Origin of the sequence: Amphritea balenae (assembly GCF_003858655.1) — a bacterium.
Taxonomy (GTDB): domain Bacteria; phylum Pseudomonadota; class Gammaproteobacteria; order Pseudomonadales; family Balneatricaceae; genus Amphritea; species Amphritea balenae.
Map to the genome: position 1 here is coordinate 114344 of NZ_RQXV01000010.1, position 24775 is coordinate 139118.

Consider the following 24775-nt stretch of genomic DNA (forward strand, 5'->3'; position numbering starts at 1 on the left):
TCAGGTATTCGTTAACTTAACCCAAAGTTAGCACCATTTTGGGTAATGAATAAAAGCAGAGCCGATATGGCTATGAAACAATGACTAGTAATCATTATCAATCAAACTGCTACTTTGACAAAAGCCAGATCAATTAAACGACACCCTTTAAGCACAGGCCGTACAGCTAACAGCCTGGGAGTGTTATTGTTTATTGCAACGGCCAGCCTTGCGGTCTCTATTGTTGCTGCTCCCGGCTTAAGTGTGAAAATGTCTGAAGCTCAGATAGTCAAACTGGGCAAGAAGTATGGCGCGATGGCAGAACGACGTTTAAGAGCCTGGCAGAATCTTATTCAGGACATCCAACACTTTGATGAGGACGAGAAGCTTCACCGGGTAAACAAATTTTTTAATCAGTTACTTTTTGTTGACGATATTAAACACTGGGGCAAAAAAGACTACTGGGCCAGCCCGGTTGAATTTTTAATTACCAACGGCGGCGATTGCGAGGACTTCTCCATTGCCAAGTACTACACCCTGCGTCAGGTCGGCATCCCCATCGAGAAGCTGAGCATCGCCTACGTAAAAGCCCTAAGGCTCAATCAGGCGCATATGGTACTAACCTATTACCCTAAACCAAGCGCTACACCACTGGTTTTAGACAACCTGATAGGTGAAATAAAACCCGCTAACCGCCGAACCGATCTACAACACGTATACAGCTTTAATGCCGACAACCTGTGGCTTTCGAAAAAAGGCAAACGTAGCACCCTGGTAGGTACATCTGATCAGCTTAAGCCCTGGGTGCAACTGCAATCAAGAATGGTAAATCAGGATTACTAATCCTGAAAAAATAGTAATGAGGAATCAAGCATGTCTATCGTAAATCAGTTAATGGCCGCCGTGTTAGCCGTCCTCATAGGACTGGTATCGGGAACGGTGTATCTGATGTCCGACAGTTCCAAAGCAATGCTACTCAACCAGCTTGAATCCCACGGACAGGATACTGCGACTCACCTGGGCCTCTATCTGGCCCCTTTTATGTCTGATAAAGATACTGCAGCCATAGAAACCACAGTGAATGCCATTTTCGACAGTGGCTTTTACCAGCAGATCCGGGTTATTGACGCAGAGAATAAGCCACTGTTTATCAAAACATCGAATGCTCAGGTAAATGATAAAGTACCTGACTGGTTCATTGATCTGGTTCAGATCACGCCACCGGAAATGACCCGGGAAGTCACCAATCAGTGGCAAAAAGCCGGTTCAATCTTTGTTCAGAGCCGTGCTGGCTATGCGTACGAGCAACTATGGCGCGGCACTAAACAAACCCTCATCTGGTTTGTCGTGCTTTCACTGCTAAGTATGTTTTTTATCAGCTTATTAATGAAGTACATTCTGAGCCCGTTAAAAGGGGTTGAAGAGCAGGCTCTGGCGCTATCTCAACAAAAATATATTGAACAAAGCCGGATTCCCGGTACCCGGGAACTAAAACAGGTTGTTCTGGCAATGAACATGATGGTACGACGGGTACGTACAATGTTTGATGAACAAGCCAAAAATATCGAAGAGATTCGCCGTGCAGCCTATCAGGATGAACTGACCGGACTAGCCAATCAGCGCGCCACTAAAACCCGGCTAAATGAACGTATTGATTATCGCAATGACTTTGGCAATGGTAGCCTGATCCATCTTCACATCACTAACCTGCAACAACTTAATACTGAACTGGGCATGGAAAAAGCAAACAACTTTATCCGGGCTGCCGCCTCTCAGTTAGAGCTATTGTCGAAAAAAACCGATGACCCGGTGCTGGGCCGCATTACCGGATCAGACTTTATACTGCTCAGCTCCCTGACTGATCCCGATCAGTTACAAAGAGAGATGAACACAGTTATCAGGAATCTGAACGATTTTTATCATCAGCTAAGCCACAAACCCGCTGAGAAGCCGGCTTGCATTGGCGCAACGCCCTATATTGAAAGCTACGCCTCAGAGCAGCTATTAGCTAATGCACGACTAGCTGCGGATCAGGCTGCCAATAACGCTACGCCGGTACACTGCGATGAAATAGGCAGCGCAGAGCGACAGGAAAGCTGGCATCAGCACGTCAGCGATAAGATCAGTAATGGTGATATTTTTCTACAAGCGCAACCGGTTAAGTCCGTCGCAGATCAGTCTGACATTCTTCACAGTGAGGTCTACGCACGCATTCTTAACCAGTCACAGCTACCTTCAATGGCCGGCGAGTTTATCAGCGTAGTAAAGCAGTTAAATTTAATGTCCGCCCTGGATAAGAAAGTTCTGCAATCGGTATTTAAAAAGCTTGAGCAGGCGTACGATTCGCCGATCTGCGTTAACCTGAGTAATGATTCACTGAAAGACCTGTCGTTCTGTAACTGGTTAATAGAGATCGCAGCGACGTTACCGCAACCACAACAGCTCTGTATCGAGATTAACGAAACATCCGTACTGAACAATATGGAACGCATTACCGCGTTTCGTGAACAGCTACGTCAGCTGGGTATTAAATTCGGTGTTGATAATTTTGGTATTAACCCGGCGGGCTTTTCTTACCTGTATACGCTCCATCCTGATTACATCAAAGTTGATGGTTCGCTGGTCAGAGAGCTGGACAGCAGCGCCGAAGACAGGTTCTTTGTCCGTAGCCTGGTAACCGCGGCCCACAGCCTCGACATTCAGGCGTTTGCTGAACATGTGGAACGGGACAGCCAGTTAGATAGCCTTCGACAACTTGAGATTGATGGCTCACAGGGATGGATTCACGGACAGCCGGAAGCACTCAACTAAACCGCTTGTATCATCACCTACCTCAGAACCACAAAAAAACCGCCCTAAGGCGGTTTTTTTACGGGTAACTAAACCTATATATCAGCGCTTAGTTACCAGCATATCCAGCTTACTGCTGATACGATCTTCACGCTGCTTGGCTTTTTCATCGCGCTGCTTCTGCTGACGAAGCTTATTGATCTCTTTTAGCTGCTGCTTAGCATGCTCAGCTTCTGAATCCGACACGGTACCTGAAGCCTGACCATCAAGGCCGATACGATCTGCACCCTCTTTCAGACTACGGAAGTAGTAAGGTGAACGAACATAAGACGCCAGTGCCCGTTTAATTTTGTTTTTAGCGACTTTCTCATCGGCAATCAGATCTTCCTGAATACCAATTTTCAAAGGCCTGATGTTATCGCGGCTGAATACTTGTGGATATGCATCGCAAAGTAATTGCAGGGCCGCCTGATTAGCAGCTCTGTTTTTAGAACGGGTACGGGATTTAGCTTTATCCGCGGGTACTTCTGTTGCAGTATTTGCGTCTGTTGCTGTCGCAGTCACAGTAATATCTCTCAACTGTATTAATCATCAGGCCCGGATAGCAGGCCCGTTAAGTTTGTTCATAACCTGATTAGAAGACGAGTTAACTACTCGCCTTTTCTGATCAGATACAAAAATTGATCATCTTCTGATTTCTGGTCAATTAACTCATGCCCCAGAAAAGTACAGAACTTTGGAATATCGCGCTGGGTTGAGGGGTCTGTAGCTGTTACCTGCAACACCTCACCTGTTGTCATCTCACGTACTTTGTTGTGCAACAACATCACCGGTTCAGGACAGAACAGGCCGCTGGCATCCATGACCTGATCCGCTTTTACTTCAACCATCATTCAACCTCAGAAACTACTTTGGCCTATATTGTCGCAAATTCAGAGGTATAGAAAAACCCTACTTTTGCGAAGATATCATTTTACCCGGGCATAGTTAGCTATTATATTGAAATAAAAGCAGTAAATATTCAAAGGAGACCACAATGATTCGTGTTCTGATTGAACGACATATCGCTGACGATCTTGCCGAACATTACGAAAAAGCCGCCCGCAACACTTTACAGACCGCTATGCAGGCGCATGGATTCATTTCCGGTGAGTCGCTGCGCAATAGCAATGACTCTAATCATCGCATAGTGCTAGCCACCTTTCGCACCATCCAGGATTGGCAGCGCTGGCACGCCTCCCCTGAGCGTAAAGAGATCATGGAAGCCATCATGCCAATGCTTGAAACAGAAGAAAAGATCACCGTTCTAGAGCACTAAAGCGGCAAACCGGAGCGACTAAGCATTAGCAATATGCTTTTTGCACCGGCATTATCACGGCTGACACTCAGCCGTGATAATCCAACAACCTCACATGTACCGTAATCTCTTCCCGGTCATGGTACAGATGCTTTGCAGCAACACTGGCTTTCAGACCGACTTTATCCAACTCTTCCTGCAGATAATTCAGACAACTCCTGACTTCCGGGTAGCGCTGTTTCATCGGCAACTTCAGATTAAAAATAGTCTCACGACACCAGCCATTGACCAACCAGGATGTCATTAGAATAATCACCCGGGCCGGCTTATCTACGATGTCACAGACCATCCAGTCAAACCGTTTTTGCGGTTCATAGGTAAAGGCGTCTTCAGTCAGATGCTTAACCTGCCCTGACTCCATCAGCGATTCAGCCATCGGCCCGTTATCAATAGCGGTAACAAACATATTCTGATTGACCAACTGCCAGGTCCAACCGCCGGGTGCTGCCCCCAGATCAACCGCGCGCTTACCGCTACTGATATATTGATGCCACTGTGATTGAGGAATAAACCAATGCCAGGCCTCCTCCAGTTTAAGAGTCGAACGACTGGGCGCCTGATTAGGAAATTTCAGCCGCATAATACCCATCGGCCAGGGTGCTGAATTATCAACCGGCGCATAACCCACATAAAACTCACTCCCAGACAGGGCAAATATATGCAGTCTGTTCGGCGCTCGTTTATCTAATAACCCCTTTTTTCTCAATGACTGACTGAAAGCAGAACCAAAGCTATTACAGAAGCGCTGCATTTCACGCCCTTCTGTCGTATCAGCCGGCTCAACGACTAACTCACAGCAAACAGGTAGCTGTTCAACAGTACCGGTTAGCGAACCTATTCGGTCATCGGTATCAATATCCTTGATCAAGGCCTCACAAACCACCCACTGCCGGGCAAATATCAGTTGATCAAAATCCAGCTGCTCAACCGCCAGCCTTGCGCCGTCAGGCTGATGACTGACAAACAGTGCATAGCCGCTGTTCTCTTCAAGCTTACAGTAACCATAAATACCGTTCTGTTCACACAGTTCACGGGCTTCAGCTGCACATTCTTTCTCAAAGCCTGGACGACAATAAAGTAACAGATGGTTCACTCAGTATTTCCTCAGGAATAACGCCGACAAATTCGGAGGGTTGATTCTACTGCATTTGCTATATGTTCGTCCTGAGTTAATCCAGACATTTTTCTGGGTTTAAGATCATGATCGCCATCTTCAAGCCAATACAGCGAGACAGTATCTGAAAGTGAATAACCTTTCACAGTCTCAAGATTCCCCATCGCATCCCGGGTTCCCTGAAATATATGTACCGGCGTTTTTAAATCAGTCAGATGCTCAGTACGGGGCTTATCTTTTTTACCTGTGGCATAAAACGGGTATCCATAAACGAAGCAGCTCGCTATATCGGCCCGCTCAACAATCATTGTCGCCATTCTTCCCCCCATCGACTTTCCTGCTACAAAGGTGGGAACGGCAAGAGGATCAAGCTCGTCTAACAGATGATTATAATGTTCGAGCAGTTTAGGCTGACGATCCGGTGGCCGTCTTTTTCCATCCTCCCGACGTTTTTGCATATAAGGGAATTCAAACCGAATAACCTGCAGCCCTCCGGCCACTAATCCGGCTGCAATTTTGTCCATAAATTCACTGTCCATTGCTGCACCTGCACCATGTGCAAGCAGTAAACGACCAATGTTTGGCTCACCCTGTATTAGCATTTCTTACCCTGTTTAGCTTAATAAGTTGAAAAATCAGACTAAAATAGCGCTTGATCCATATCAAGAAAACACAAAATAGTAACTTTTGATACTGGAAAATAACCTTGTTGCAACTGATCAAAAAGTAGAAAAAACATGGATTTAGCTTAATTTCCCAATAATAATTAACAAATTAACTTCTTATTAATCAACAGCTTGACTGTTTATATCAGTGTTTTGCGATATGTAAATAGACAGATGTAACGTTTTTTGCAGTGCGGCAGTATGTCGCAACTAATACACAAGACGCATTGAAATGTTACTAGTGTTTCATGATAATAGCCGACGGAAATTTACTTTCTAAACCTTTCTAATAGCTTGTTGATGAGAGCCTGATATGAGCACAGCAGCTGAACACCCAACCTACAATTACAAGGTGGTGCGTCAATTCGCCATCATGACAGTGGTATGGGGCATTGTTGGAATGGCCGTGGGCGTGTTAATCGCGTCGCAGTTGGTATGGCCTGCACTTAACTTTGATACTGCCTGGTTGACTTACGGTCGTTTACGTCCGTTACACACCAACGCGGTTATCTTTGCATTCGGAGGCTGCGCACTGTTCGCAACCTCTTACTACGTTGTACAGCGTACGAGTCAGGTTCGCCTGATCTCTGACAAACTAGCCGCTTTCACCTTTTGGGGATGGCAGCTGGTAATCCTGAGCGCAGCGATTACTCTGCCTCTGGGTATCACCTCTTCTAAAGAGTATGCTGAACTGGAATGGCCAATTGACCTGCTGATCACAGTAGTATGGGTAGCTTACGCTGTCGTATTCCTGGGTACAGTTAAGATGCGTAAGACATCTCACATCTATGTAGGTAACTGGTTCTACATGGCATTCATCATCACTGTTGCAGTTCTGCACATTGTAAACAGCGCAGCGATGCCTGTTTCTCTGTTCAAGTCTTATTCTGTATACCCTGGTGCTGTTGATGCGATGGTTCAGTGGTGGTACGGACATAACGCGGTTGGTTTCTTCCTGACTGCAGGCTTCCTGGGCATGATGTACTATTTCGTACCTAAGCAGGCTGAGCGTCCAATCTACTCTTACCGTCTGTCTATCGTTCACTTCTGGGCGCTGATTGCGACCTACATGTGGGCTGGTGGTCATCACCTGCACTACACCTCTCTGCCAGACTGGACTCAGTCAGTAGCGATGGTAATGTCTCTGGTTCTGCTGGCACCTTCTTGGGGCGGTATGATCAACGGCATGATGACCCTGTCAGGTGCATGGCACAAGCTGCGTACCGATCCGGTACTGCGCTTCCTGGTTGTATCTCTGTCCTTCTACGGTATGTCTACCTTCGAAGGCCCGATGATGTCTATCAAGACTGTAAACGCACTGTCTCACTACACTGACTGGACTGTTGGCCACGTACACGCCGGCGCTCTTGGCTGGGTTGCGATGATCTCTATCGGTGCTGTTTACCACATGATTCCTAAACTGTGGGGCAAAACCCAGATGTTCAGCGTTGGCCTGATCAACACTCACTTCTGGCTGGCGACTATCGGTACCGTACTGTACATCTGTGCAATGTGGGTAAACGGTATCCTGCAGGGTTTGATGTGGCGTGCAGTTAACGAAGACGGCACTCTGACTTACAGCTTCGTAGAAGCTCTGGAAGCAAGCCACCCTGGTTTCTTCGTACGTGCGTTAGGTGGAGCATTCTTCCTGACTGGTATGCTGCTGATGGCATACAACGTATGGCAGACTGTACGCAAAGACAGCACAGCTCCTGTAGCTGATGCATCTGCGCAAGCAGCTTAAGGATCAGAGGAGCACATTGAAATGATCAAACACGAAACGATTGAAAAGAACATTGGCATCATGATCCTACTGATCATCCTGGTGATCAGTGGCGGTGGTCTTGCTGAAATCGTACCTCTGTTCTTTAGCAACTCTACAACTAAGCCGATCGAAGGACTGCGCACATATACTGCGCTGGAACTTGAAGGTCGTGACATTTACATCCGTGAAGGTTGTAACGTATGTCACTCCCAGCAGATCCGCCCTTTCCGTGCTGAAACTGAGCGCTACGGTCACTACTCAACTGCCAACGAAGGCGTTTGGGAGCACCCTTTCCTATGGGGTTCCAAGCGTACAGGTCCTGACCTGGCTCGTGTAGGCGGTCGTTATAGTGATGACTGGCATCGTGCCCACTTATATGACCCTCGTGATGTTGTACCTGAGTCTAAAATGCCGTCTTACCCTTGGTTGTTTGAAAACAAACTATCTGGTCAGGATACTGCAACTAAGATGCAGGTATTGGCTAAGATGGGTGTTCCATACACCGAAGCGGACGCAGCAGCAGCTCGTGAGCAGGTTGAAGGTAAAACAGAGGTTGATGCTCTGGTAGCTTACCTACAGTCGCTCGGCAAACTGCACTCCGTTTACAACAATAAGCGGTAATTATAGTGAGCTACGAAGTTTACGGTCCTTATCTTCCGGTGTTGATGTTAATCACCTTTGTCGGTTTATTTATCTGGGTTCTTTTACCCGGCAACCGCAAAGGATTTGATGAAGCATCTAACCTGCCCTTCGATGATGATGAGCAGGATCAACGGACGCTAAGCACTGATAACGGGAGAAAAGAACAATGAGTGCTTTTTGGAGCGCATGGATAACTGTTATTACTCTGGCAGTTATATTAGGTTGTGCATGGTTACTATGGTCTACACGCCGGAGTGAGCCGCACAAAGAAACGACCGAGGAAACCCTGGGTCACGCATTCGACGGTATTGAAGAGTACGATAACCCGCTACCAAGCTGGTGGTTGCATATGTTTGTTGCAACTATCATCTTCGGATTGCTTTATCTGGCTGCTTATCCGGGTCTGGGTAACTACAAAGGTTTCCTGGGCTGGACTTCTACTGGTCAGTGGGAAGAAGAGATGGCGCATGCGGAAGAGGTTTATAAGCCTGTTTTCGCTAAGTATGCTGCCATGTCTGTTGAAGACCTGCAGTCTCAGTCTGAAGGCCTGAAAATGGGTCAGCGGATGTTCGCCAATAACTGTTCACTGTGTCACGGTGCAACCGGTTCTGGCGCACACGGCTTCCCTAACCTGACCGACAGCGACTGGCTGTACGGTGGTACACCAGACGTCATCAAGCACACTATTGCTGCTGGTCGTACCGGTGCAATGCCACCTTGGGGTGCTGTACTGGGTGAAGAAGGCGTACGTGACGTAACCAGCTATGTTATGTCTCTGAGCGGCAAGGAAGCCGATGCCGACGCGGCTGCCCGCGGTGAGCAACAGTTCCAGGCGCTATGTACTGCTTGTCACGCACAGGATGGTACTGGTGTTCAGGCACTGGGCGCACCTAACCTGACTGACAATGTATGGCTGTATGGCTCTACATTCGACAAGATCAGCCACACTATCCGTACGGGTCGTAGTGGTGTTATGCCAGCTCATAAAGATCTGCTAAGCGATGAGAAGATTCATCTGATTACCGCTTACGTATACAGCCTGTCTAACAAGTAAGGCTTTGATCACAGAAAAGGCGATATGATACTGATCATATCGCCTTTTTTTTTGAGCCACTGGTTTTCTGACGCGCCAAACAGAGTATAATATTCAAACTCGCTAATAAACCAGTTGAGCCCTGGTTTTGCGGTGACCGCAATTCGACATACTTAGGTGAGGGATGGTATGAACCAGATACCAGTGAAAGATGTTACACCGAAAAGCAAAGGCAAAGCTGAGTCCTATGACCTGTACGCCAAGCGCGAACATATCTACGTAAAATTCTACAAAGGATTGTTCAAAAATTTCCGCACCATATCCGGCTTTTTGATGCTGGTTATGTTCTATGGTTTTTCCTGGATCCAATGGGATGGCCACCAGGCAGTTTTGTTTGATCTGCCTAGCCGCCAGTTCCACGTCTTTGGTTTTACTTTCTGGCCACAGGACTTCATGCTGCTGTCCTGGCTATTGATTATTCTGGCCTTCGTACTCTTTTTTGTTACCGTATTTGCCGGACGTCTCTGGTGTGGCTACGCCTGCCCTCAGTTTGTCTGGACCTGGTTCTTTATGTGGGCAGAGCGAGTAACGGAAGGTGATCGCAACCAGCGTATGCGCCTCGATAAAGCCGCCTGGTCCGGCCAAAAGCTCGCTAAAAAAGCAGCTAAGCATACACTCTGGCTCATCATTGCTGCCGCTTCAGCAATCGCTTTTGTTGGTTACTTTACCCCTATTCGTGAACTCAGCCCTGCTGTATTTTCCTGGAATCTGGGTCCTTGGGAAACCTGGTGGATCGGCTTCCTGACTGTTGCCACTTACGCTAACGCGGGCTGGTTACGGGAACAGGTTTGTATCTATATGTGCCCTTACGCACGCTTCCAAAGCGTTATGTTTGATCAGGACACATTGGTGATCTCCTATGACGAAAAACGCGGTGAAAACCGGGGCAAGCGTAAGAAAAGCGCTGATTACAAAGCGGAAGGTATGGGCGACTGTATCGATTGCAACGCCTGTGTTCATGTATGCCCTGTCGGCATTGATATTCGTGACGGCCTGCAATATGAATGTGTTGCCTGCGGTGCCTGCGTCGATGCCTGTGACGATATGATGGACCGTATGGGTTACGACCGGGGACTGGTTCGCTACACCACTGAACACGCCCTTGATGGTGGAACCACACATATTATGCGCCCACGCCTGATCGCCTACTTTATCTGCCTGTGCGCTATGTTTATCGCTTTCAGTTACACCTTGTATAGCCGAATTCCGCTCGAAGTCGATATTATTCGTGACCGGGGACAACTGTTTGTAGAGGCATCTAACGGCAAGATTGAGAACGTCTACAGGCTAAAGCTGGCAAACAAATCACAGGATGATCACAGCTACAGCATCGAAGTATCTGGTATTGATGGTCTGTCGATGATTGGCGCCAGTGAAGTAGTGATTCGCTCCGGTGAACTATTGGATCACCCGGTTAGTTTGCAGATTGATCCGCGCTTCCTGGAGAAGTCTAATTACGATATTTTCTTCCGGGTCCAGGCTCTGGATGATGAAGATATTGTGTTAGAACAGGAAAACCGGTTCATCGGTCCGGCCAAACGTCGATAACTACATCTAAAGAGAGGGTAATTTAAGGCTAATAGCCCTACCCTCAAACATCATGTCTGAGTTAAAATAGCTGCGCGGATAATCTCCGTGCAGCTATTTCTTTGTTTAAGGTATTATATGACTGATCAAGATAGTGTAGCCCCATGGTACAAACAACCGTGGCTCTGGTTTATTTTAGCCCCGCTGATTGCCACCCTGCTTTACTCTACCGTGTACATAACAGCATCAATAGTGACCCACGACGGTGTCGTTCTGGAAGAGTACACAAAGAAAGCCAAAGCGTTTCATGAGAATAATGAACTCAGAGAAAATGCACGCTCAATGGGCCTGTTTGGTGATCTGCGAATGGATCAGCTGACCGGTGATATCGTGGTTAAGTTACAAGGCGATGGCGATGTCCAACTGCCAGCCGAACTGGAACTAATTATTGGCCATCCGACTAAAGCGTCTCTGGATATCATGGTCCAACTGCGTGAATTGCAACAGGGAAATTACGTAGGCTCTGTAGAGAAAAACCTGCTTGGTCGTAAGTTTCTGATTATTCAGCCAGCGGATAAAACCTGGCAATTAGGCCTGGAAGTTGAACCGCCATATGACGAGCAGACTTTCAAACTGGGCGTTCAGTAAATATCATAAATGAACGCTCATCAGACCCATCAGGTTGATCCGAATCCGGCTGATCAAAATCCGGTTGATCAAGATAGTACCGATACAGATCAGGGCTGCTTCCATTGCGGCCTTGATGTACCTGTGCACAGTAACTTCGTTACCGAGATTAGCGGCAAGCCCCGCCGCATGTGCTGTCCGGGCTGCCAGGCTGTCGCACAGGCGATCGCTGATGGTGGGTTGGATAACTACTATAAGCATCGCACCGGTGAGATTCGCTCCCCCGAGCTAAGGGATCAGGCGATACCTGAACAACTTCTGGCTGAACTTGCGCTCTATAATCAGCCTTCGATTCAAAAAGCCTTTGTTACTGACAGCGATGATGGCACCAAACATGCCGCCCTTGTCATTGAAGGTATTACTTGCGCCGCCTGTGTCTGGCTACTTGAACATCACATTGCCAACTTCGAAGGCGTAAATAAAATCTCCGTTAACCTGACCAATCACAGGGCCAGCCTGAACTGGGATAATGATGTCATCCAACTGAGTGATATTCTCAGCGAAATATACCGCATAGGCTATCAGGGTCACCCTTACCATCCTGATAAAGAAGAGCAGATGCTGGCGACTGAAACCCGTAAGGCGACTCGCCGACTTGGTATTGCCGGCGTATTCTGTATGCAGGTAATGATGTTGGCTGTCGCCTTGTATGCCGGTGATACTCAGGGCCTTGAAGACCACCTGGTCACTTTTATTCGCTGGGCCAGCTTTGCCCTCGCCACTCCCGTTGTCATCTATTCTGCCCGGCCTTTTTTCGAAGCGGCAATCCGGGACATTAAAACCCGCCATCTCACCATGGATGTGCCCGTATCCATTGCCATAGGCGGCGCTTATCTATCCAGTATCTGGGCTACCATAACCGCCTCTGGTGAGGTCTATTATGACTCGGTCACCATGTTTACTTTTTTCCTGCTTATTGGCCGCTTCCTTGAAATGAAGGCCCGCCATCGCACCGGCCGCGCGGGTAACTCACTGCTTAACCTACTGCCCGCCAGCGCTATTATCATCAGCAACGGTGAGGAACAGATGATTCCCGCCACCGATCTGAATGCCGGCGACAGAGTTCTGGTTAAGCCGGGCCATACCGTGCCGGCAGACGGCGTTATTCTGGTTGGCCAGAGTAGCATTGACGAATCAGCCCTGACCGGCGAGTACCTACCGGTTAGTAAATCTGCTGGCGACCCTATCGTTGGCGGCACGATCAATGTTGAAAACCCGATTCAGATTGAGATCACTCAGGTCGGCGCATCGACTCAACTGTCTGCCATCGTGCGACTACTGGAACGCGCCCACGAAGAAAAACCGCCAGTTGCCAGGGCGGCAGATAAGTTAGCCGGCTATTTTGTTGCCGCGGTACTTATTACCGCACTGACGGTCGGTATCACCTGGTGGTTTATCGCCCCGGAACACGCATTCTGGATCACGTTATCAGTACTTGTTGTCACCTGTCCTTGCGCACTGTCACTGGCAACGCCTACCGCTCTGACTGTAGCAACCGGTACACTCCGCCAAAACGGCCTACTGGTTACTCGTGGCCACGTACTTGAAAGCCTGTCCCGCGCTACGCATATCATATTTGATAAGACCGGCACCCTGACCGAAGGCAACCTCTCTTTACAACAGGTTGTTGTATTAGAAGATCAGGATAGAGAGCAGGCCCTGACCATTGCCTGCGCCCTTGAAGCACACTCAGAACACCCCATAGCTAAAGCATTTCATAAGCAGGCACAGTACCTCCCTGCTATTAAGAGCGCTGAAATAACCAACCACGTAGGTCAGGGACTGGAAGGCTGTATCGACTCGAAACGCTATTATCTCGGCAAACCCCGTTTTGCCAGTCAACATAGCAACAGAGTGTTGGATTATTGCGATGCGCCGGATAATCACAGCCAGTGGCTATTATTGTCATCCGAAACCGGTCCGATCGCCTGGTTTGGTCTGACCGACCCTCCCCGCAAGCAGTCCCAGACAACCCTGGCACAGCTCAAAGCTGCGGGGCTCCAGATAGAAATGCTAACCGGAGACAGCTCAGCGGCGGTTCAACAAGTTGCATCAGAGCTCGGTATCAACAAAGTTATTGCCGGTGTAACACCGGAACAAAAGCTACAACATATTCAACAATTACAGGACAGTGGCGCCCGGGTCATTATGGTCGGCGATGGTATCAATGATATCCCCGTCCTGGCCGGCGCACAGACGTCTATCGCGATGGGCTCAGCCACTGATCTGGCGAAAACCAATGCCGATGCGGTACTCATATCCGGTGAACTGCAACGCTTACCTCAGGCGCTTTATCTGGGACGAAAAACCCAGGCCATTATCCGCCAGAATCTGAGCTGGGCAATCATTTACAATCTGATCGCACTGCCATTAGCGGCAACCGGTATGATCGCGCCATACATGGCAGCAATCGGCATGTCTGCCAGCTCGCTCGTTGTCGTAGGCAACGCCCTAAGACTCTCTAAACTTAGCCGGATAAATCGGGTAGAATTACCTGATACATCAATACAGACAACCGAATCATGAATATCTTATACCTGCTTATCCCTATCGCTATCATACTTGCAGGTCTCGCTATCTGGGGGTTTTTCTGGTCCGTCAACAGCGGTCAGTACGATGACCTTGAGTCCCCTGCCCACAGCATTTTGTTTGATGACGATGAACACCTGATTCCAAACGACGCCAAGCCTGAGCGCAACAAAGATCAATCTTGATGACAGAGACCCTGACCATAGCGACCGCCATTATGCTGGGTCTGCTCGGTAGCGCCCACTGTCTGGGAATGTGCGGTGGCATATCCAGCGCTGTAGCCATGGGTATCGATAAAAAGAATCGTAACCCCCTGCTTTTGCTGATTGGCTTTAACACCGGCCGCATTTTTAGCTACGCCGTTGCCGGCGCACTGATCGGTAGTATTGGCTGGCTGATCAGATCACCCGAAGTCTCGCTGATCCTGCGCACACTGGCCGGGGCCATTCTTATTTTAATGGGCCTTTATGTTGCTCAGATCTGGAAAGGCCTGAGTTGGTTAGAAAAACAGGGTAATCTGATCTGGCGTCATCTTCAGCCCTTCAGCCGTCGTTTGCTGCCCGTACAGAACATATCTCAGTCCCTGGCGCTTGGCGCCTTGTGGGGCTGGCTGCCCTGTGGTCTGGTATACAGCACATTAATATGGAGCGCTACCGCCACAGACTGGAAAATATCTGCGCTGATGATGGCCTGCTTCGGTATAGGCACTCTGCCTGCCATGTTTGCAACAGGATTATTTGCACGTCAGGTACAATCACTATTAAAGAATCGAAACGCACAGACTATTGCTGGCCTGCTGATTATTATGTTTGGCCTGTATACCATTCCCTGGCGGGGGCTTGGCCTGTAGCAATCTTGATAAACATCAATACCGGCCGGATTTAAACCGCTATAATCGGCCTTTTGCAGTATGAAGTGAGAAACATTGTGAACCCGAACAATCTGATTAAATGGGATCTGGACCTGATCCGCCGCTATGACCTTTCAGGTCCGCGCTATACCTCTTACCCTACTGCTATTCAGTTTGATCCAGAACTGTCACCTGCAGATCTGGTAGCAACCGGACAACAAAGTTCTGATACTACTGCGCCACTATCGCTGTACGTACATATCCCTTTCTGCGCCCATGTTTGTTATTACTGTGCCTGTAATAAAGTCATTACCCGCAACCGTAAGAAAGCACAGCCCTATCTCGATACGGTTTATAAAGAGATGGAACAACTGGCCAAATGGTATGCCAACGACCAGATTGTTGAACAACTGCATTGGGGCGGTGGCACACCAACCTTTATCAGCAACGAGCAGATGACTGAGCTGATGCAGAAGTTGCGTGATAACTTCAAACTGCTGGATGACGATTCAGGTGATTACTCTATCGAGATCGATCCTCGCGAAGTCGACAATGAAACCCTGAAAGTACTGCGCGAAATTGGCTTCAACCGCATTAGCTTTGGTGTTCAGGATGTAGAACTAAAAGTTCAGGAAGCGGTAAACCGGGTACAGCCGGTTGAACAGGTTGCTGCTGTTTTAGCAGAATCCCGTCGTTTAGGCTTCCGCTCCATCAACATGGACCTGATCTACGGTCTGCCGCATCAGACACTGGAAAGCTTCAGCAAAACCCTGGATACCATCATCGACCTTGATCCAGACCGCCTGTCCGTATTCAACTATGCGCACATGCCAGACCGGTTCCGCTCACAAAAGCATATTAATGCTGATGACCTGCCGAGCCCGGAAACAAAACTTGCCATACTCGAAACAACGATCAATAAACTGATCGCTGCGGGTTACGTGTATATCGGTATGGACCACTTTGCCAAGCCCGATGATGAGTTGGCACTGGCTCAGCAAAACGGTAAGTTACACCGTAATTTCCAGGGCTATACTACTCACAGCGACTGCGACCTGGTCGCCATGGGTGTTTCAGCTATCAGCCAGATTGGCGATGTTTACTACCAGAACGAACACGATATTGCGGCCTACACCGTCGCTGTTGAAGAGCGTGACGATGCGATTAAACGTGGCGTTACTCTGACCCGTGACGACAGCATTCGTCGCGCAGTAATCACTCAGCTGATTTGCCAGTTTGAACTGACAATGAGTGATATCGAAGAACGATTTGATATCTGCTTCGCCGAGTATTTCGCAGAAGAACTGGAAGATCTGCAACGCTTTACTGAGGATGGCCTCATTATTCTCGATGACAAACATATCGAAGTAACACCTGCTGGCCGCTTGCTGATTCGCCGTATATGCATGTCTTTTGACGCCTATATTCCTAAGCAGCAGCCAACTAAAGGCTTCTCCCGTATCATTTGATACGGGAAACGCTTCACCCTGTATAGGATTTAGTAGATAATCGATGATTAGCTACACAAAAAATTATAACGAAATAACAGGACCTTATTATGGGCAACCATAAGGCAACAGAAGGGAAACTACACAGCTTACAGCAGGTTCATTGCGGCACCTGCAGTTTAAGTTCGTTATGTTTACCCGTCTCTTTAAACATGACAGAGATGGACCGGCTCGATGATATTATCGATAAAAGCCGACCGCTTAAAAAAGGCGACCATCTGTTTCACCAGGGTGAACCATTCTCATCGGTATACGCATTGCGTGCCGGTTCCATTAAAACCTACACCCTGACTAACGAGGGTGAAGAACAGATTACCGGGTTTTATTTCCCAGGCGAACTGGTTGGCATGAGCGGCTTTGATAACGAAGAGTATCCCGTTTCGGCTAAAATTCTTGAAACCACTACCGTCTGTGAAATACCCTTCGAACGACTCGATGACCTCTCCGGTCAGATGCCTGAACTGCGTCGCCAGATTTTGCGCACACTCAGCAAAGAGATTCGTGAAGATCAGCAGATGATGCTACTGCTCAGCAAGAAAAATGCTGAACAGCGGGTAGCGACTTTCCTGGTTAAATTATCAAACCGCTTCAAAGCGCGTGGCTATTCCGCCACTAACTTCCGCCTTTCCATGTCTCGTAACGAGATTGGTAACTATCTTGGCCTGGCGGTAGAAACGGTAAGCCGTATCTTTACCCGCTTCCAGAAAATGGAGCTGATTAGGGTAGATGGCAAAGAGATCGTATTAACCGATCTGGAAGAGATCTACAACCTGTCGGGTGAGTCGCCTGATGCGGATATCTGCGAAGATAAGACCTGCCCTAGCGCCTGATCTGCGCCGGGACAGAATACCCGCTACGGCGGGTATTTTTTTTCTGTTCAGGAATGTTTCTTTTGTTTTATTTAAGGTAGCCCAATGTCTTTTGATGAATGTTATATCAAGTCTGTTATGCGTACGATTCCGGACTGGCCTGAGCCCGGTGTCATGTTTCGTGATATTACGCCACTATTTAAAGATCCTAAAGCGTTGCGAATGATCTCTGATTCATTTATTCAGCGCTACATAGATACTGATATTACCCATATAGCCAGCATCGATGCCCGGGGGTTTCTGATCAGCTCTATCATGGCTTATCAGTTAAATATCCCGTTGGTACTGGTACGAAAGAAAGGCAAATTGCCAGGCAAGACAATTCATTGTGAATACGATCTTGAGTACGGCAAAGCGGTTGTCGAGATGCAGATTGATGCGGTAGCTGAAGGCGATAAAGTACTGATTTTTGATGATCTGATCGCTACCGGTGGTACGATTCTCGCTGCCAGCACTATTATTAAAGAACTGGGCGCGGAAATTTATGAAGCCGCAGCATTGATTGATCTGCCAGATCTCCAAGGTTCTGAAAAGATCCAGGAAACCGGTATTCCTGTTCATACACTACTGGCCTACGAAGGCCTGTAATCAGGAGGCAGGTTGAATCACTTCAACCTGCAGCCCTTCACAAGCTTGTAAAACCATTTTCTTAACACTCGCTCCTGCTTTTAGTCCTTGTTACACATCGCTCTTCCCGGCTCATCTATTCTACTATTCTATAGTTGCTAATCTTGTTTGGTTATAAGAATATAACCAAAAATAAAAAACAACTCTGGATATTCTATGCTCAATAAAATTCTGCTTAGCTCATGCATCTTCGCACTGACCTGCTCTGCTCAGGCAGAAGAAGTAACACTCGGACACAATAACCTGTCTCTGAATGCCAACCTCCAACGAATAGATGACCAGCCTTTAAGCGGTCGGGTGATGCTAATTACCCATGGCACGCTCGCCCATAACGGTATGGAAATTATTGCCAGCCTGCAGGAACTGCTTGCCGACGAAGACCTGCCCAGTCTGGCTATCAATCTAAATCTGGGAATAACTGAACGTAAGGGGATGTATGACTGCAGCGTCCCACATAACCATAAACATACCGATGCTGTAGACGAGATCGGTCTGTGGCAAAACTGGTTATTAGAAAACGGGGCTGAAGAAATTATCCTGATCGGGCATTCAAGGGGCGGAAACCAAACAGCATGGTTCAGCCAAACAGCCTCACAAAAGCCCCTGGCTCAGGTTCTTATCGCCCCAGCCACCTGGAATGAACAACAGGCCAGTGCAAACTATCAACAACGCTACAACGCCCCTCTGGATGCAACATTAGCCACAGCCTATAAGCTAAAGCCCGACCACTGGATGGGTAATACCGGATTTATCTACTGCGCTGATGCAAAAGTAACCGCCCGGAGCTTTATTAGTTATTACCAGCCTGACCCGATGTTCGATACACCCCGACTATTAAAGAACAGCCAGACACCTAGCCTGGTATTTATTGGTTCAGAAGATCAAACAGTAGCTAATCTAGAATCAGGAATGATGCAGGTAAAGAACGATAAGGTACAATCCATTATCATCGAAGGTGCTGATCATTACTTTCGAGACCTGTATGCCGATGAAGTCGTCGAAGGCATCGTCGAATTTATGGAAACCCTATGAAGTTACCTGTTTCATTCGTGAACTACAGCATGGCAATATTCTGGCTGTGCCTGAGCCTGTCGGCTCAAGCCAGCCCACTGCCACTGCTTGAAGACCTGCAAAAGGATCAACAACAGGCCGGCAACCGCTTCCTGTTAGTACTGATCAGCCAGCCTGATTGTAGCTACTGTGAGCTAGTCGAAGAGGAGATCCTTAAGCCTATGCAGATTAGCGGCCATTATGACCAGCGGCTACTGTTTCGTAATCTCATTATTCACGATGGCCAGGAGCTGATTGACAGTGCAGGCAACACTGTTTCAGCGACCCGCTTTGCCCATCGCTATGACAGCCCTCTAACGCCAACCCTGCTGTTTCTCAATCCCGCTAACGGAGAACAGCTTATCGAAAAAATGATCGGTATCAGTACCCCTGAAATGTATGGATTTTATGTTGAGAAAGCGGTACGTAAAGCCCATAAAAAAATGCTCGGCTTAAAATAATAATCTGTATCAGGTCCTGTTCCGCAACCACTTATCTCTTTACAATAGCGACTCAACTCCTGTTATTTCTTTTCTTACATACTAAGGGCGCGTTTCATGTGGTTTAAAAATGCCATCTATTATCGTTTCAGTCAGCCGTTCAGTTACACCCCGGAAGCCCTCGAAGATAAACTAAATGAAAAAGCCTTCACCCCCTGCGGTAGCCAGGAACTGAGCCGCTTTGGCTGGGTCAGCCCCAGCAACGGGCTGTCAGACATGCTGGTTCACGCGGGTAACGGTTTTCTACTGATAGCCGGACAGAAAGAAGAGAAGATCCTCCCTGCAGGCGTTATCCGCCAGAAACTCGATGAAAAAGTAAAAGTCATCGAGCATGAGCAGGCTCGCAAAGTCTACAAAAAAGAGAAGGATCAGCTCAAAGATGAGATCGTACTGGACCTGCTGCCCCGAGCGTTCAGCAAGTATCAGAAAACCTGGGCTCTGATCGCCCCCGAGCACAACCTGCTAATTGTTGATGCCAGTAGCCATAAACGAGCTGAAGAGTTACTCAGTCATCTGCGCAGCCTGCTAGGCTCTCTGCCGGTAGTCTTGCCCGATGTTAACCATTCACCTTCGGCAATTATGACGCAGTGGCTGGAAAAGCCGGAAGATCGTTTCGCCGGTCTTGAGCCTCTGGATGAGTGCGAACTGCGCGATAGTGCTATCGAAACAGGCGTCATTCGCTGTAAAGGACAAGACCTGGGCAGTGATGAAATCATCCACCACCTGGAAGCAGGTAAACGTGTGGTTAAGCTGGCAGTAGAGTGGCAGGAAAGTCTTAACTTCATCATACAGGATGATCTCTGCATCAAGCGTATTAAGTTGTCTGATCAACTTAAAGAGAAGCTGGATCAGGATAGCCCGGATGAAGCCTTTGCCCAGTTTGACGCAGAATTTGTTCAGATGTCGCTGGAACTGACCCGATTGGTACCGGCATTAACTGAAGCCTTCGGCGGGGAAGCTCAGCGTCCCTGATGGGTCACGGAATCGTCACTAACAAGTAAAGGCAATGCCGAGTATTGCCTTACATGTAAAAACGCGCCAACGTTATGAAATCACTTCTAACAGGCGCGTTTTTTATTAACTAAGCTTTACTCTACCGCTTCACCGACAACGGTCAGACCCAAACTGGTCCAGGCTTGCATGCCACCGCGATAATATTTAAGCTGCTCTTCAGGGTAGCCCGCTTCCAATAGCGCGCGTCCCATCGCCGGCGTTTGTCCACACCAGTAGCCGTTACAGAACATCACTAGTTTTTTAGCCTTACTGAAATCGTAATTATCACCCTCAACCACAACACCAAAATCATCCAGCGCATCTTCCATATCATCCTTGTCATCCATCAGGGTATAGGGATAATTTTCAGAACCCGGAATAGTCAGCCGTGCATGCCAACCAACAGTACGAGTATCAACTATCATGATGCTTTCATCTTTCTGGGCATCCATCATATAACTGGTGAATTCACGTTCACCCAGAGTTTCGACATCGTGCGGTGCAAATGGATTCATCGCTTGAGGTGTACCACGAAAAGTGGTGCTATACAGCTCAGAAATTGTGTTATCCGGATTCTGATTACGCATAATTTCAACCATATCCCCCTCATGGGACACCTTGAAAGAATACAGATCCGGCGCAATCATCGCCTTTCTCTCAGCCTGAGCCAATGGTGAACTGAGTACTACAGCGCCTAACACTACACCTGCAAATGCCTTCTTGATCATTTTCCGCACCTTGAAAATCTTTGTTAATTTTTTTGATTATTGTTATTCAACTAAGTCAATCAACCCACCTGCTAACTTATAGTTATAAGCTAATCTCGTTAAGTTATATTGTATTTATACATCAATCTTCAGAACGGGTCATTTAATCGCTCTAGTGAATTAGTCTGATATTTATCAAGATTTTACTCAGCATCAGCGGCTAAGCTTCGGTACTCATACAGGGGCTTATGTAATTAACCGTTGTTAAACCTGACGCACCACATGCAGGTACTTTTAATACCTTATGTACATTCTGATCAGTTCCCGGCTTTATCTTTTGTTAAATCTCCGTTGCACTATGCTAGTCAGGGTGTAGACTACGCGCATTCCGATATACAGGTGATTTTGTGAGCAGTATTTACAGCGTAAAAGAGATGTTTTATACCCTTCAGGGTGAAGGAGCACAGGCAGGCAGACCTGCAGTATTCTGCCGTTTTACAGGCTGTAATCTCTGGTCAGGAAGAGAGCAGGATCGCAGTAAAGCCGTATGTGACTTTTGCGATACTGATTTCATAGGCACCGACGGCCAGAATGGTGGAAAGTTCCATAGTGCTGAGAGTCTGGCCAAAGCAGTAAGACAGTTATGGCCCGGTGATAAAGGCCAGCCCTATGTTGTCTGTACCGGTGGAGAGCCCCTCTTGCAGCTGGACCCACAACTAATCACTGCATTCCATAGCGAAGGCCTTGAGATCGCTATAGAAACTAACGGTACTCTACCCCTGCCTGAAGGTATCGACTGGGTCTGCGTCAGCCCTAAAGCCGACAGTAAAATAGTGGTTACCGATGGCGATGAACTTAAACTGGTCTACCCTCAGCCATTAGCTTTGCCGGAGACCTTTGATAAGCTGAATTTCAAACACTTCTATCTGCAGCCGATGGATGGACCTATGCAAAGCATGAATTCATCAGATTGCATACAGTACTGCCTGAACAACCCGCAATGGAAACTAAGTCTGCAAACCCATAAACTACTGGGAATTGACTGAACCGACGATATTACCTTGTGGTAGATTACGCCAGATAACAAGCAATAACGCTGGAATCTGCATCAGAATACCGTACATCAGCACACTCATAGACATCTCAGGCTGTTGTAAAATAGCACCCGTGATCATCAGTCCCGTACCCGCATTCTGAATTCCGGTTTCAATACCCAGGGTTAGCGCTGTTTCGGCGCTATATTTAAACAGATAGCGTGCTATTAATACCGCCATCAGCATAGCCCCGCCCGATAATAGCAGCACCACGGGTGTTAATACTGGCAGTAGTTCAGGCAGCTGCTCTTTGTTTGCCCAGCTAATCAGCAAAACCACACTGAACATAAATATCAGCGATATGATTTTTACCGGTTTTTGCATTGTCTGACTCAGCTCAGGCAATCGGACATGTATCATTACACCCAGCAATACCGGAATAATGGTCACCATTAACAACTTCATAATTGTTGTTATCACCGGTAAATTGATCATCACCCCCTGTGCCATAAAATACTCAAGACTCAACCAGGCCAACCAGGGCAATGTCAGCGGGACTAACAGGCTTGAAATAGCCGTTAAGGTAATCGATAAAGCGGTATCGGCACGACACAGATAACTGATCATATTTGATGTTGCGCCACCCGGTGCAAAGGACACTATCATCAGCCCTACAGACAGTGCCGGAGATAGCTCAAACGATGTCACCAGAATGAACGCCAATACAGGTAAACAGAAAAGCTGAAAAACTAGACCTACCAGGATAACTCCAGGGCGTTCAATTAATCGGCTGAAATTGCTCAGGTTAAGACTAAGCCCCATACCCAACATAATGATAAAGAGCGCCGCGGGTAGTAATATCGAGAGAGCGCTTCCGCCTTCCATAGGTTTAAATTTCCATCTGTCGCTAAATTAGTGAGGGCTTATATTATTGCCCTGTGGATGCTATTACAACCGCCTGACAACCCACAGTCAAAGGGCTGTCTCAATCTACCCACACAAGCTGTGGATAACGTTGTGGGTACAGCGACAAATACCCTTCTGAAGACCCGGTTAATAGCCTTTCCAGATAAACTGATTAAAATTTAACCACCTGTTTTATGTCTTTTAAAACAATCAGTTATAAAAGAATAAATTGAATCCAAAGCCCGTTTTTGTGATTTTATCCAGTATTTGTTGCTATTCCGCGTCATTACTGTGACTGAGAGAAGTCAACACTTTTCTAGTAATAAAAAGCTATAAAAAAACGTTCTTAAACTGGTCAATTAACATAGTTCCCCTTAACATATGGCATCGCACTTTTAACCACAGTTTTTCATCTAATGAATTCAACAACAAATAATCAGGCAGAAGCCCAACGGATCACCCTTATTGGTGCCTTTATTGATCTGATACTGGGATTATTAAAAATAGTATTCGGTGTCATATCCCATTCAAGCGCACTGCTTGCGGATGGCATTCACTCACTGTCTGATCTGCTGACCGACTTTCTGGTTGTCGCAATCATTAAATACTCCCACCAGGAACCCGATGAGGATCATCCCTGGGGGCATGCCCGCTTTGAAACCATTGGCACCGTTATTCTCGGCTGCATACTTGTTGCTGTTGCCGGCGCCATGGCTTATGAAAGTGTACTGGCATTATTAGAGTCTGCCACAGCTCAGTTACCTGAATGGCCGGCACTGGTGATTGCGGCCATCTCCGTTGCCAGTAAAGAAGCTATTTTCCGCTATACGCTGGCGGTAGGACAACGGATAAAATCAGACCTGATTATCGCCAATGCCTGGCACAGCCGTACCGATGCATTTTCTTCGATTGTCGTGTTTGTCGGAGTTGCCGGCGCAATGTCCGGGCTGGCATGGCTGGATGCTTTTGCCGCTATTATTGTTGCATTTATTGTTGCAAAAATTGGTTGGGAACTGACCTGGAAAAGTATCAAAGAACTGGTTGATACCGCCTTACCTGAAGAACAGCTGAAAGCCTATACCGAGAGCATCATGCAGGTAGAAGGCGTTATCAGCGTGCACAGCTTTAAAAGCCGTAATATGGGAAGCCAGAGCCTACTGGAAATGCATCTTCAGGTTGCACCGCACCTGAGCGCCTCTGAAGGACATTATATTGGCGACGCCGCCGTGTACCGCCTTAAGGGACAGTTTGAAGACATCGGCCATGTTATCTTCCATATCGATACCTACGATGATGAAGAGGAAGAAAACTATTGTAAAACCCTGCCGATGCGTACTGAAGTCAGTGGTATCCTCTGGGATGCATTAGATCAGTGCCATGCCCCTCACCTGGATATCAGTCGTCTGACTCTGCACTATCGCAGCGATGCGATAGAAATTGATCTGATGCTACTTGATAGCGAGTTAAATCGTTCGGTTAATACCTCCGAGTTGGAACAACAACTAGGTCAGCACTTCAGTCATTACCCCTGGTTTGGTGGATTGCATATCTGGTATGGCACTAAAGCCATAAAATTATGACCA

At 47.5% G+C, this 24775-nt stretch carries 26 protein-coding genes; 20 read left to right on the forward strand and 6 right to left on the reverse strand.

The window, feature by feature from the left end; translation table 11 throughout:
- The first annotated feature begins 180 nt into the window (after window positions 1-180).
- Window positions 181-822: a transglutaminase-like cysteine peptidase gene (locus tag EHS89_RS16600; RefSeq protein WP_373290109.1), complete on the forward strand. Its 642-nt coding sequence runs from the start codon at window positions 181-183 to the stop codon at window positions 820-822.
- A 30-nt stretch (window positions 823-852) separates the two neighbouring features.
- Window positions 853-2790: a bifunctional diguanylate cyclase/phosphodiesterase gene (locus EHS89_RS16605; protein WP_124927289.1), complete on the forward strand. Its 1938-nt coding sequence runs from the start codon at window positions 853-855 to the stop codon at window positions 2788-2790.
- A gap of 81 nt (window positions 2791-2871) precedes the next feature.
- Here the strand turns inward: EHS89_RS16605 and EHS89_RS16610 are convergent, their stop codons facing one another.
- The gene (locus EHS89_RS16610) at window positions 2872-3348 is read right to left on the reverse strand and encodes a ProQ/FINO family protein (protein WP_229753782.1); all 477 of its coding nucleotides are present in this window, start codon (window positions 3346-3348) and stop codon (window positions 2872-2874) included.
- Window positions 3349-3419: 71 nt separating this feature from the next.
- Window positions 3420-3659 carry a sulfurtransferase TusA gene (tusA, locus tag EHS89_RS16615; RefSeq protein WP_124927334.1) on the reverse strand — a complete coding sequence of 80 codons (240 nt, stop codon included), beginning with the start codon at window positions 3657-3659 and terminating at the stop codon, window positions 3420-3422.
- Window positions 3660-3805: 146 nt separating this feature from the next.
- On the opposite strand from tusA, the gene EHS89_RS16620 reads away from it, so the two are divergent.
- Window positions 3806-4087 (forward strand): antibiotic biosynthesis monooxygenase family protein, encoded by a 282-nt coding sequence (locus tag EHS89_RS16620; RefSeq protein ID WP_124927290.1) that lies wholly within the window; start codon window positions 3806-3808, stop codon window positions 4085-4087.
- A 67-nt stretch (window positions 4088-4154) separates the two neighbouring features.
- Here EHS89_RS16620 and rlmM read toward each other — a convergent pair whose 3' ends face one another.
- Window positions 4155-5219: a 23S rRNA (cytidine(2498)-2'-O)-methyltransferase RlmM gene (gene rlmM / locus EHS89_RS16625; RefSeq protein WP_124927291.1), complete on the reverse strand. Its 1065-nt coding sequence runs from the start codon at window positions 5217-5219 to the stop codon at window positions 4155-4157.
- A gap of 11 nt (window positions 5220-5230) precedes the next feature.
- Window positions 5231-5842 (reverse strand): alpha/beta family hydrolase, encoded by a 612-nt coding sequence (locus EHS89_RS16630; protein ID WP_124927292.1) that lies wholly within the window; start codon window positions 5840-5842, stop codon window positions 5231-5233.
- A gap of 376 nt (window positions 5843-6218) precedes the next feature.
- Between EHS89_RS16630 and ccoN the strand changes: the two genes are divergently transcribed.
- The 15 genes from ccoN to rdgC all read left to right on the forward strand — a co-directional run bounded on the left by ccoN (window position 6219) and on the right by rdgC (window position 20524).
- Window positions 6219-7649 carry a cytochrome-c oxidase, cbb3-type subunit I gene (gene ccoN / locus EHS89_RS16635; RefSeq protein WP_124927293.1) on the forward strand — a complete coding sequence of 477 codons (1431 nt, stop codon included), beginning with the start codon at window positions 6219-6221 and terminating at the stop codon, window positions 7647-7649.
- 21 nt (window positions 7650-7670) lie between these two features.
- Complete coding sequence (gene ccoO / locus EHS89_RS16640; protein ID WP_124927294.1) at window positions 7671-8291, forward strand: cytochrome-c oxidase, cbb3-type subunit II; 621 nt, start codon at window positions 7671-7673, stop codon at window positions 8289-8291.
- A 5-nt stretch (window positions 8292-8296) separates the two neighbouring features.
- Window positions 8297-8482 (forward strand): cbb3-type cytochrome oxidase subunit 3, encoded by a 186-nt coding sequence (locus EHS89_RS16645; RefSeq protein WP_124927295.1) that lies wholly within the window; start codon window positions 8297-8299, stop codon window positions 8480-8482.
- Window positions 8479-9366 carry a cytochrome-c oxidase, cbb3-type subunit III gene (ccoP, locus tag EHS89_RS16650; protein ID WP_124927296.1) on the forward strand — a complete coding sequence of 296 codons (888 nt, stop codon included), beginning with the start codon at window positions 8479-8481 and terminating at the stop codon, window positions 9364-9366. The genes EHS89_RS16645 and ccoP overlap by 4 nt, the downstream gene beginning before the upstream one ends.
- 168 nt (window positions 9367-9534) lie before the next feature.
- Window positions 9535-10953, forward strand: a complete 1419-nt coding sequence (gene ccoG / locus EHS89_RS16655) for a cytochrome c oxidase accessory protein CcoG (protein WP_124927297.1) — start codon at window positions 9535-9537, stop codon at window positions 10951-10953.
- A gap of 117 nt (window positions 10954-11070) precedes the next feature.
- Window positions 11071-11580 (forward strand): FixH family protein, encoded by a 510-nt coding sequence (locus EHS89_RS16660; protein ID WP_124927298.1) that lies wholly within the window; start codon window positions 11071-11073, stop codon window positions 11578-11580.
- A 9-nt stretch (window positions 11581-11589) separates the two neighbouring features.
- Entirely contained in the window at window positions 11590-14145 is a 2556-nt protein-coding gene (locus tag EHS89_RS16665; RefSeq protein ID WP_124927299.1) for a heavy metal translocating P-type ATPase, read from the forward strand.
- Window positions 14142-14333, forward strand: coding sequence for a cbb3-type cytochrome oxidase assembly protein CcoS (gene ccoS / locus EHS89_RS16670; RefSeq protein ID WP_124927300.1), 192 nt, complete (start codon window positions 14142-14144; stop codon window positions 14331-14333). The genes EHS89_RS16665 and ccoS overlap by 4 nt, the downstream gene beginning before the upstream one ends.
- Window positions 14333-14998: a sulfite exporter TauE/SafE family protein gene (locus EHS89_RS16675; protein ID WP_124927301.1), complete on the forward strand. Its 666-nt coding sequence runs from the start codon at window positions 14333-14335 to the stop codon at window positions 14996-14998. The genes ccoS and EHS89_RS16675 overlap by 1 nt, the downstream gene beginning before the upstream one ends.
- A gap of 77 nt (window positions 14999-15075) precedes the next feature.
- On the forward strand, window positions 15076-16467 hold the full coding sequence (gene hemN / locus EHS89_RS16680; protein ID WP_124927302.1) for an oxygen-independent coproporphyrinogen III oxidase: 1392 nt from the start codon (window positions 15076-15078) through the stop codon (window positions 16465-16467).
- A gap of 89 nt (window positions 16468-16556) precedes the next feature.
- Window positions 16557-17336 carry a fumarate/nitrate reduction transcriptional regulator Fnr gene (gene fnr / locus EHS89_RS16685; RefSeq protein WP_124927303.1) on the forward strand — a complete coding sequence of 260 codons (780 nt, stop codon included), beginning with the start codon at window positions 16557-16559 and terminating at the stop codon, window positions 17334-17336.
- A gap of 84 nt (window positions 17337-17420) precedes the next feature.
- On the forward strand, window positions 17421-17963 hold the full coding sequence (locus EHS89_RS16690; RefSeq protein WP_124927304.1) for an adenine phosphoribosyltransferase: 543 nt from the start codon (window positions 17421-17423) through the stop codon (window positions 17961-17963).
- Window positions 17964-18158: 195 nt separating this feature from the next.
- Window positions 18159-19034: an alpha/beta hydrolase gene (locus tag EHS89_RS16695; RefSeq protein WP_124927305.1), complete on the forward strand. Its 876-nt coding sequence runs from the start codon at window positions 18159-18161 to the stop codon at window positions 19032-19034.
- Window positions 19031-19513 (forward strand): thioredoxin family protein, encoded by a 483-nt coding sequence (locus EHS89_RS16700; protein ID WP_124927306.1) that lies wholly within the window; start codon window positions 19031-19033, stop codon window positions 19511-19513. The genes EHS89_RS16695 and EHS89_RS16700 overlap by 4 nt, the downstream gene beginning before the upstream one ends.
- 96 nt (window positions 19514-19609) lie before the next feature.
- Entirely contained in the window at window positions 19610-20524 is a 915-nt protein-coding gene (gene rdgC / locus EHS89_RS16705; protein WP_124927307.1) for a recombination-associated protein RdgC, read from the forward strand.
- A gap of 116 nt (window positions 20525-20640) precedes the next feature.
- Here the strand turns inward: rdgC and EHS89_RS16710 are convergent, their stop codons facing one another.
- Window positions 20641-21273: a rhodanese-like domain-containing protein gene (locus tag EHS89_RS16710; RefSeq protein WP_124927308.1), complete on the reverse strand. Its 633-nt coding sequence runs from the start codon at window positions 21271-21273 to the stop codon at window positions 20641-20643.
- Between the two features lie 395 nt (window positions 21274-21668).
- Here EHS89_RS16710 and queE point away from each other — a divergent pair, with 395 nt between their 5' ends.
- Entirely contained in the window at window positions 21669-22298 is a 630-nt protein-coding gene (gene queE / locus EHS89_RS16715) for a 7-carboxy-7-deazaguanine synthase (protein ID WP_124927335.1), read from the forward strand.
- On the opposite strand, the gene EHS89_RS16720 is transcribed toward queE, so the two are convergent.
- Window positions 22281-23171, reverse strand: a complete 891-nt coding sequence (locus EHS89_RS16720) for a bile acid:sodium symporter family protein (RefSeq protein ID WP_124927309.1) — start codon at window positions 23169-23171, stop codon at window positions 22281-22283. The two genes, queE and EHS89_RS16720, sit on opposite strands and share 18 nt — an antisense overlap.
- Window positions 23172-23608: 437 nt before the next feature.
- On the opposite strand from EHS89_RS16720, the gene EHS89_RS16725 reads away from it, so the two are divergent.
- Window positions 23609-24772 carry a cation diffusion facilitator family transporter gene (locus EHS89_RS16725; RefSeq protein WP_124927310.1) on the forward strand — a complete coding sequence of 388 codons (1164 nt, stop codon included), beginning with the start codon at window positions 23609-23611 and terminating at the stop codon, window positions 24770-24772.
- Window positions 24773-24775 lie beyond the last annotated feature (3 nt).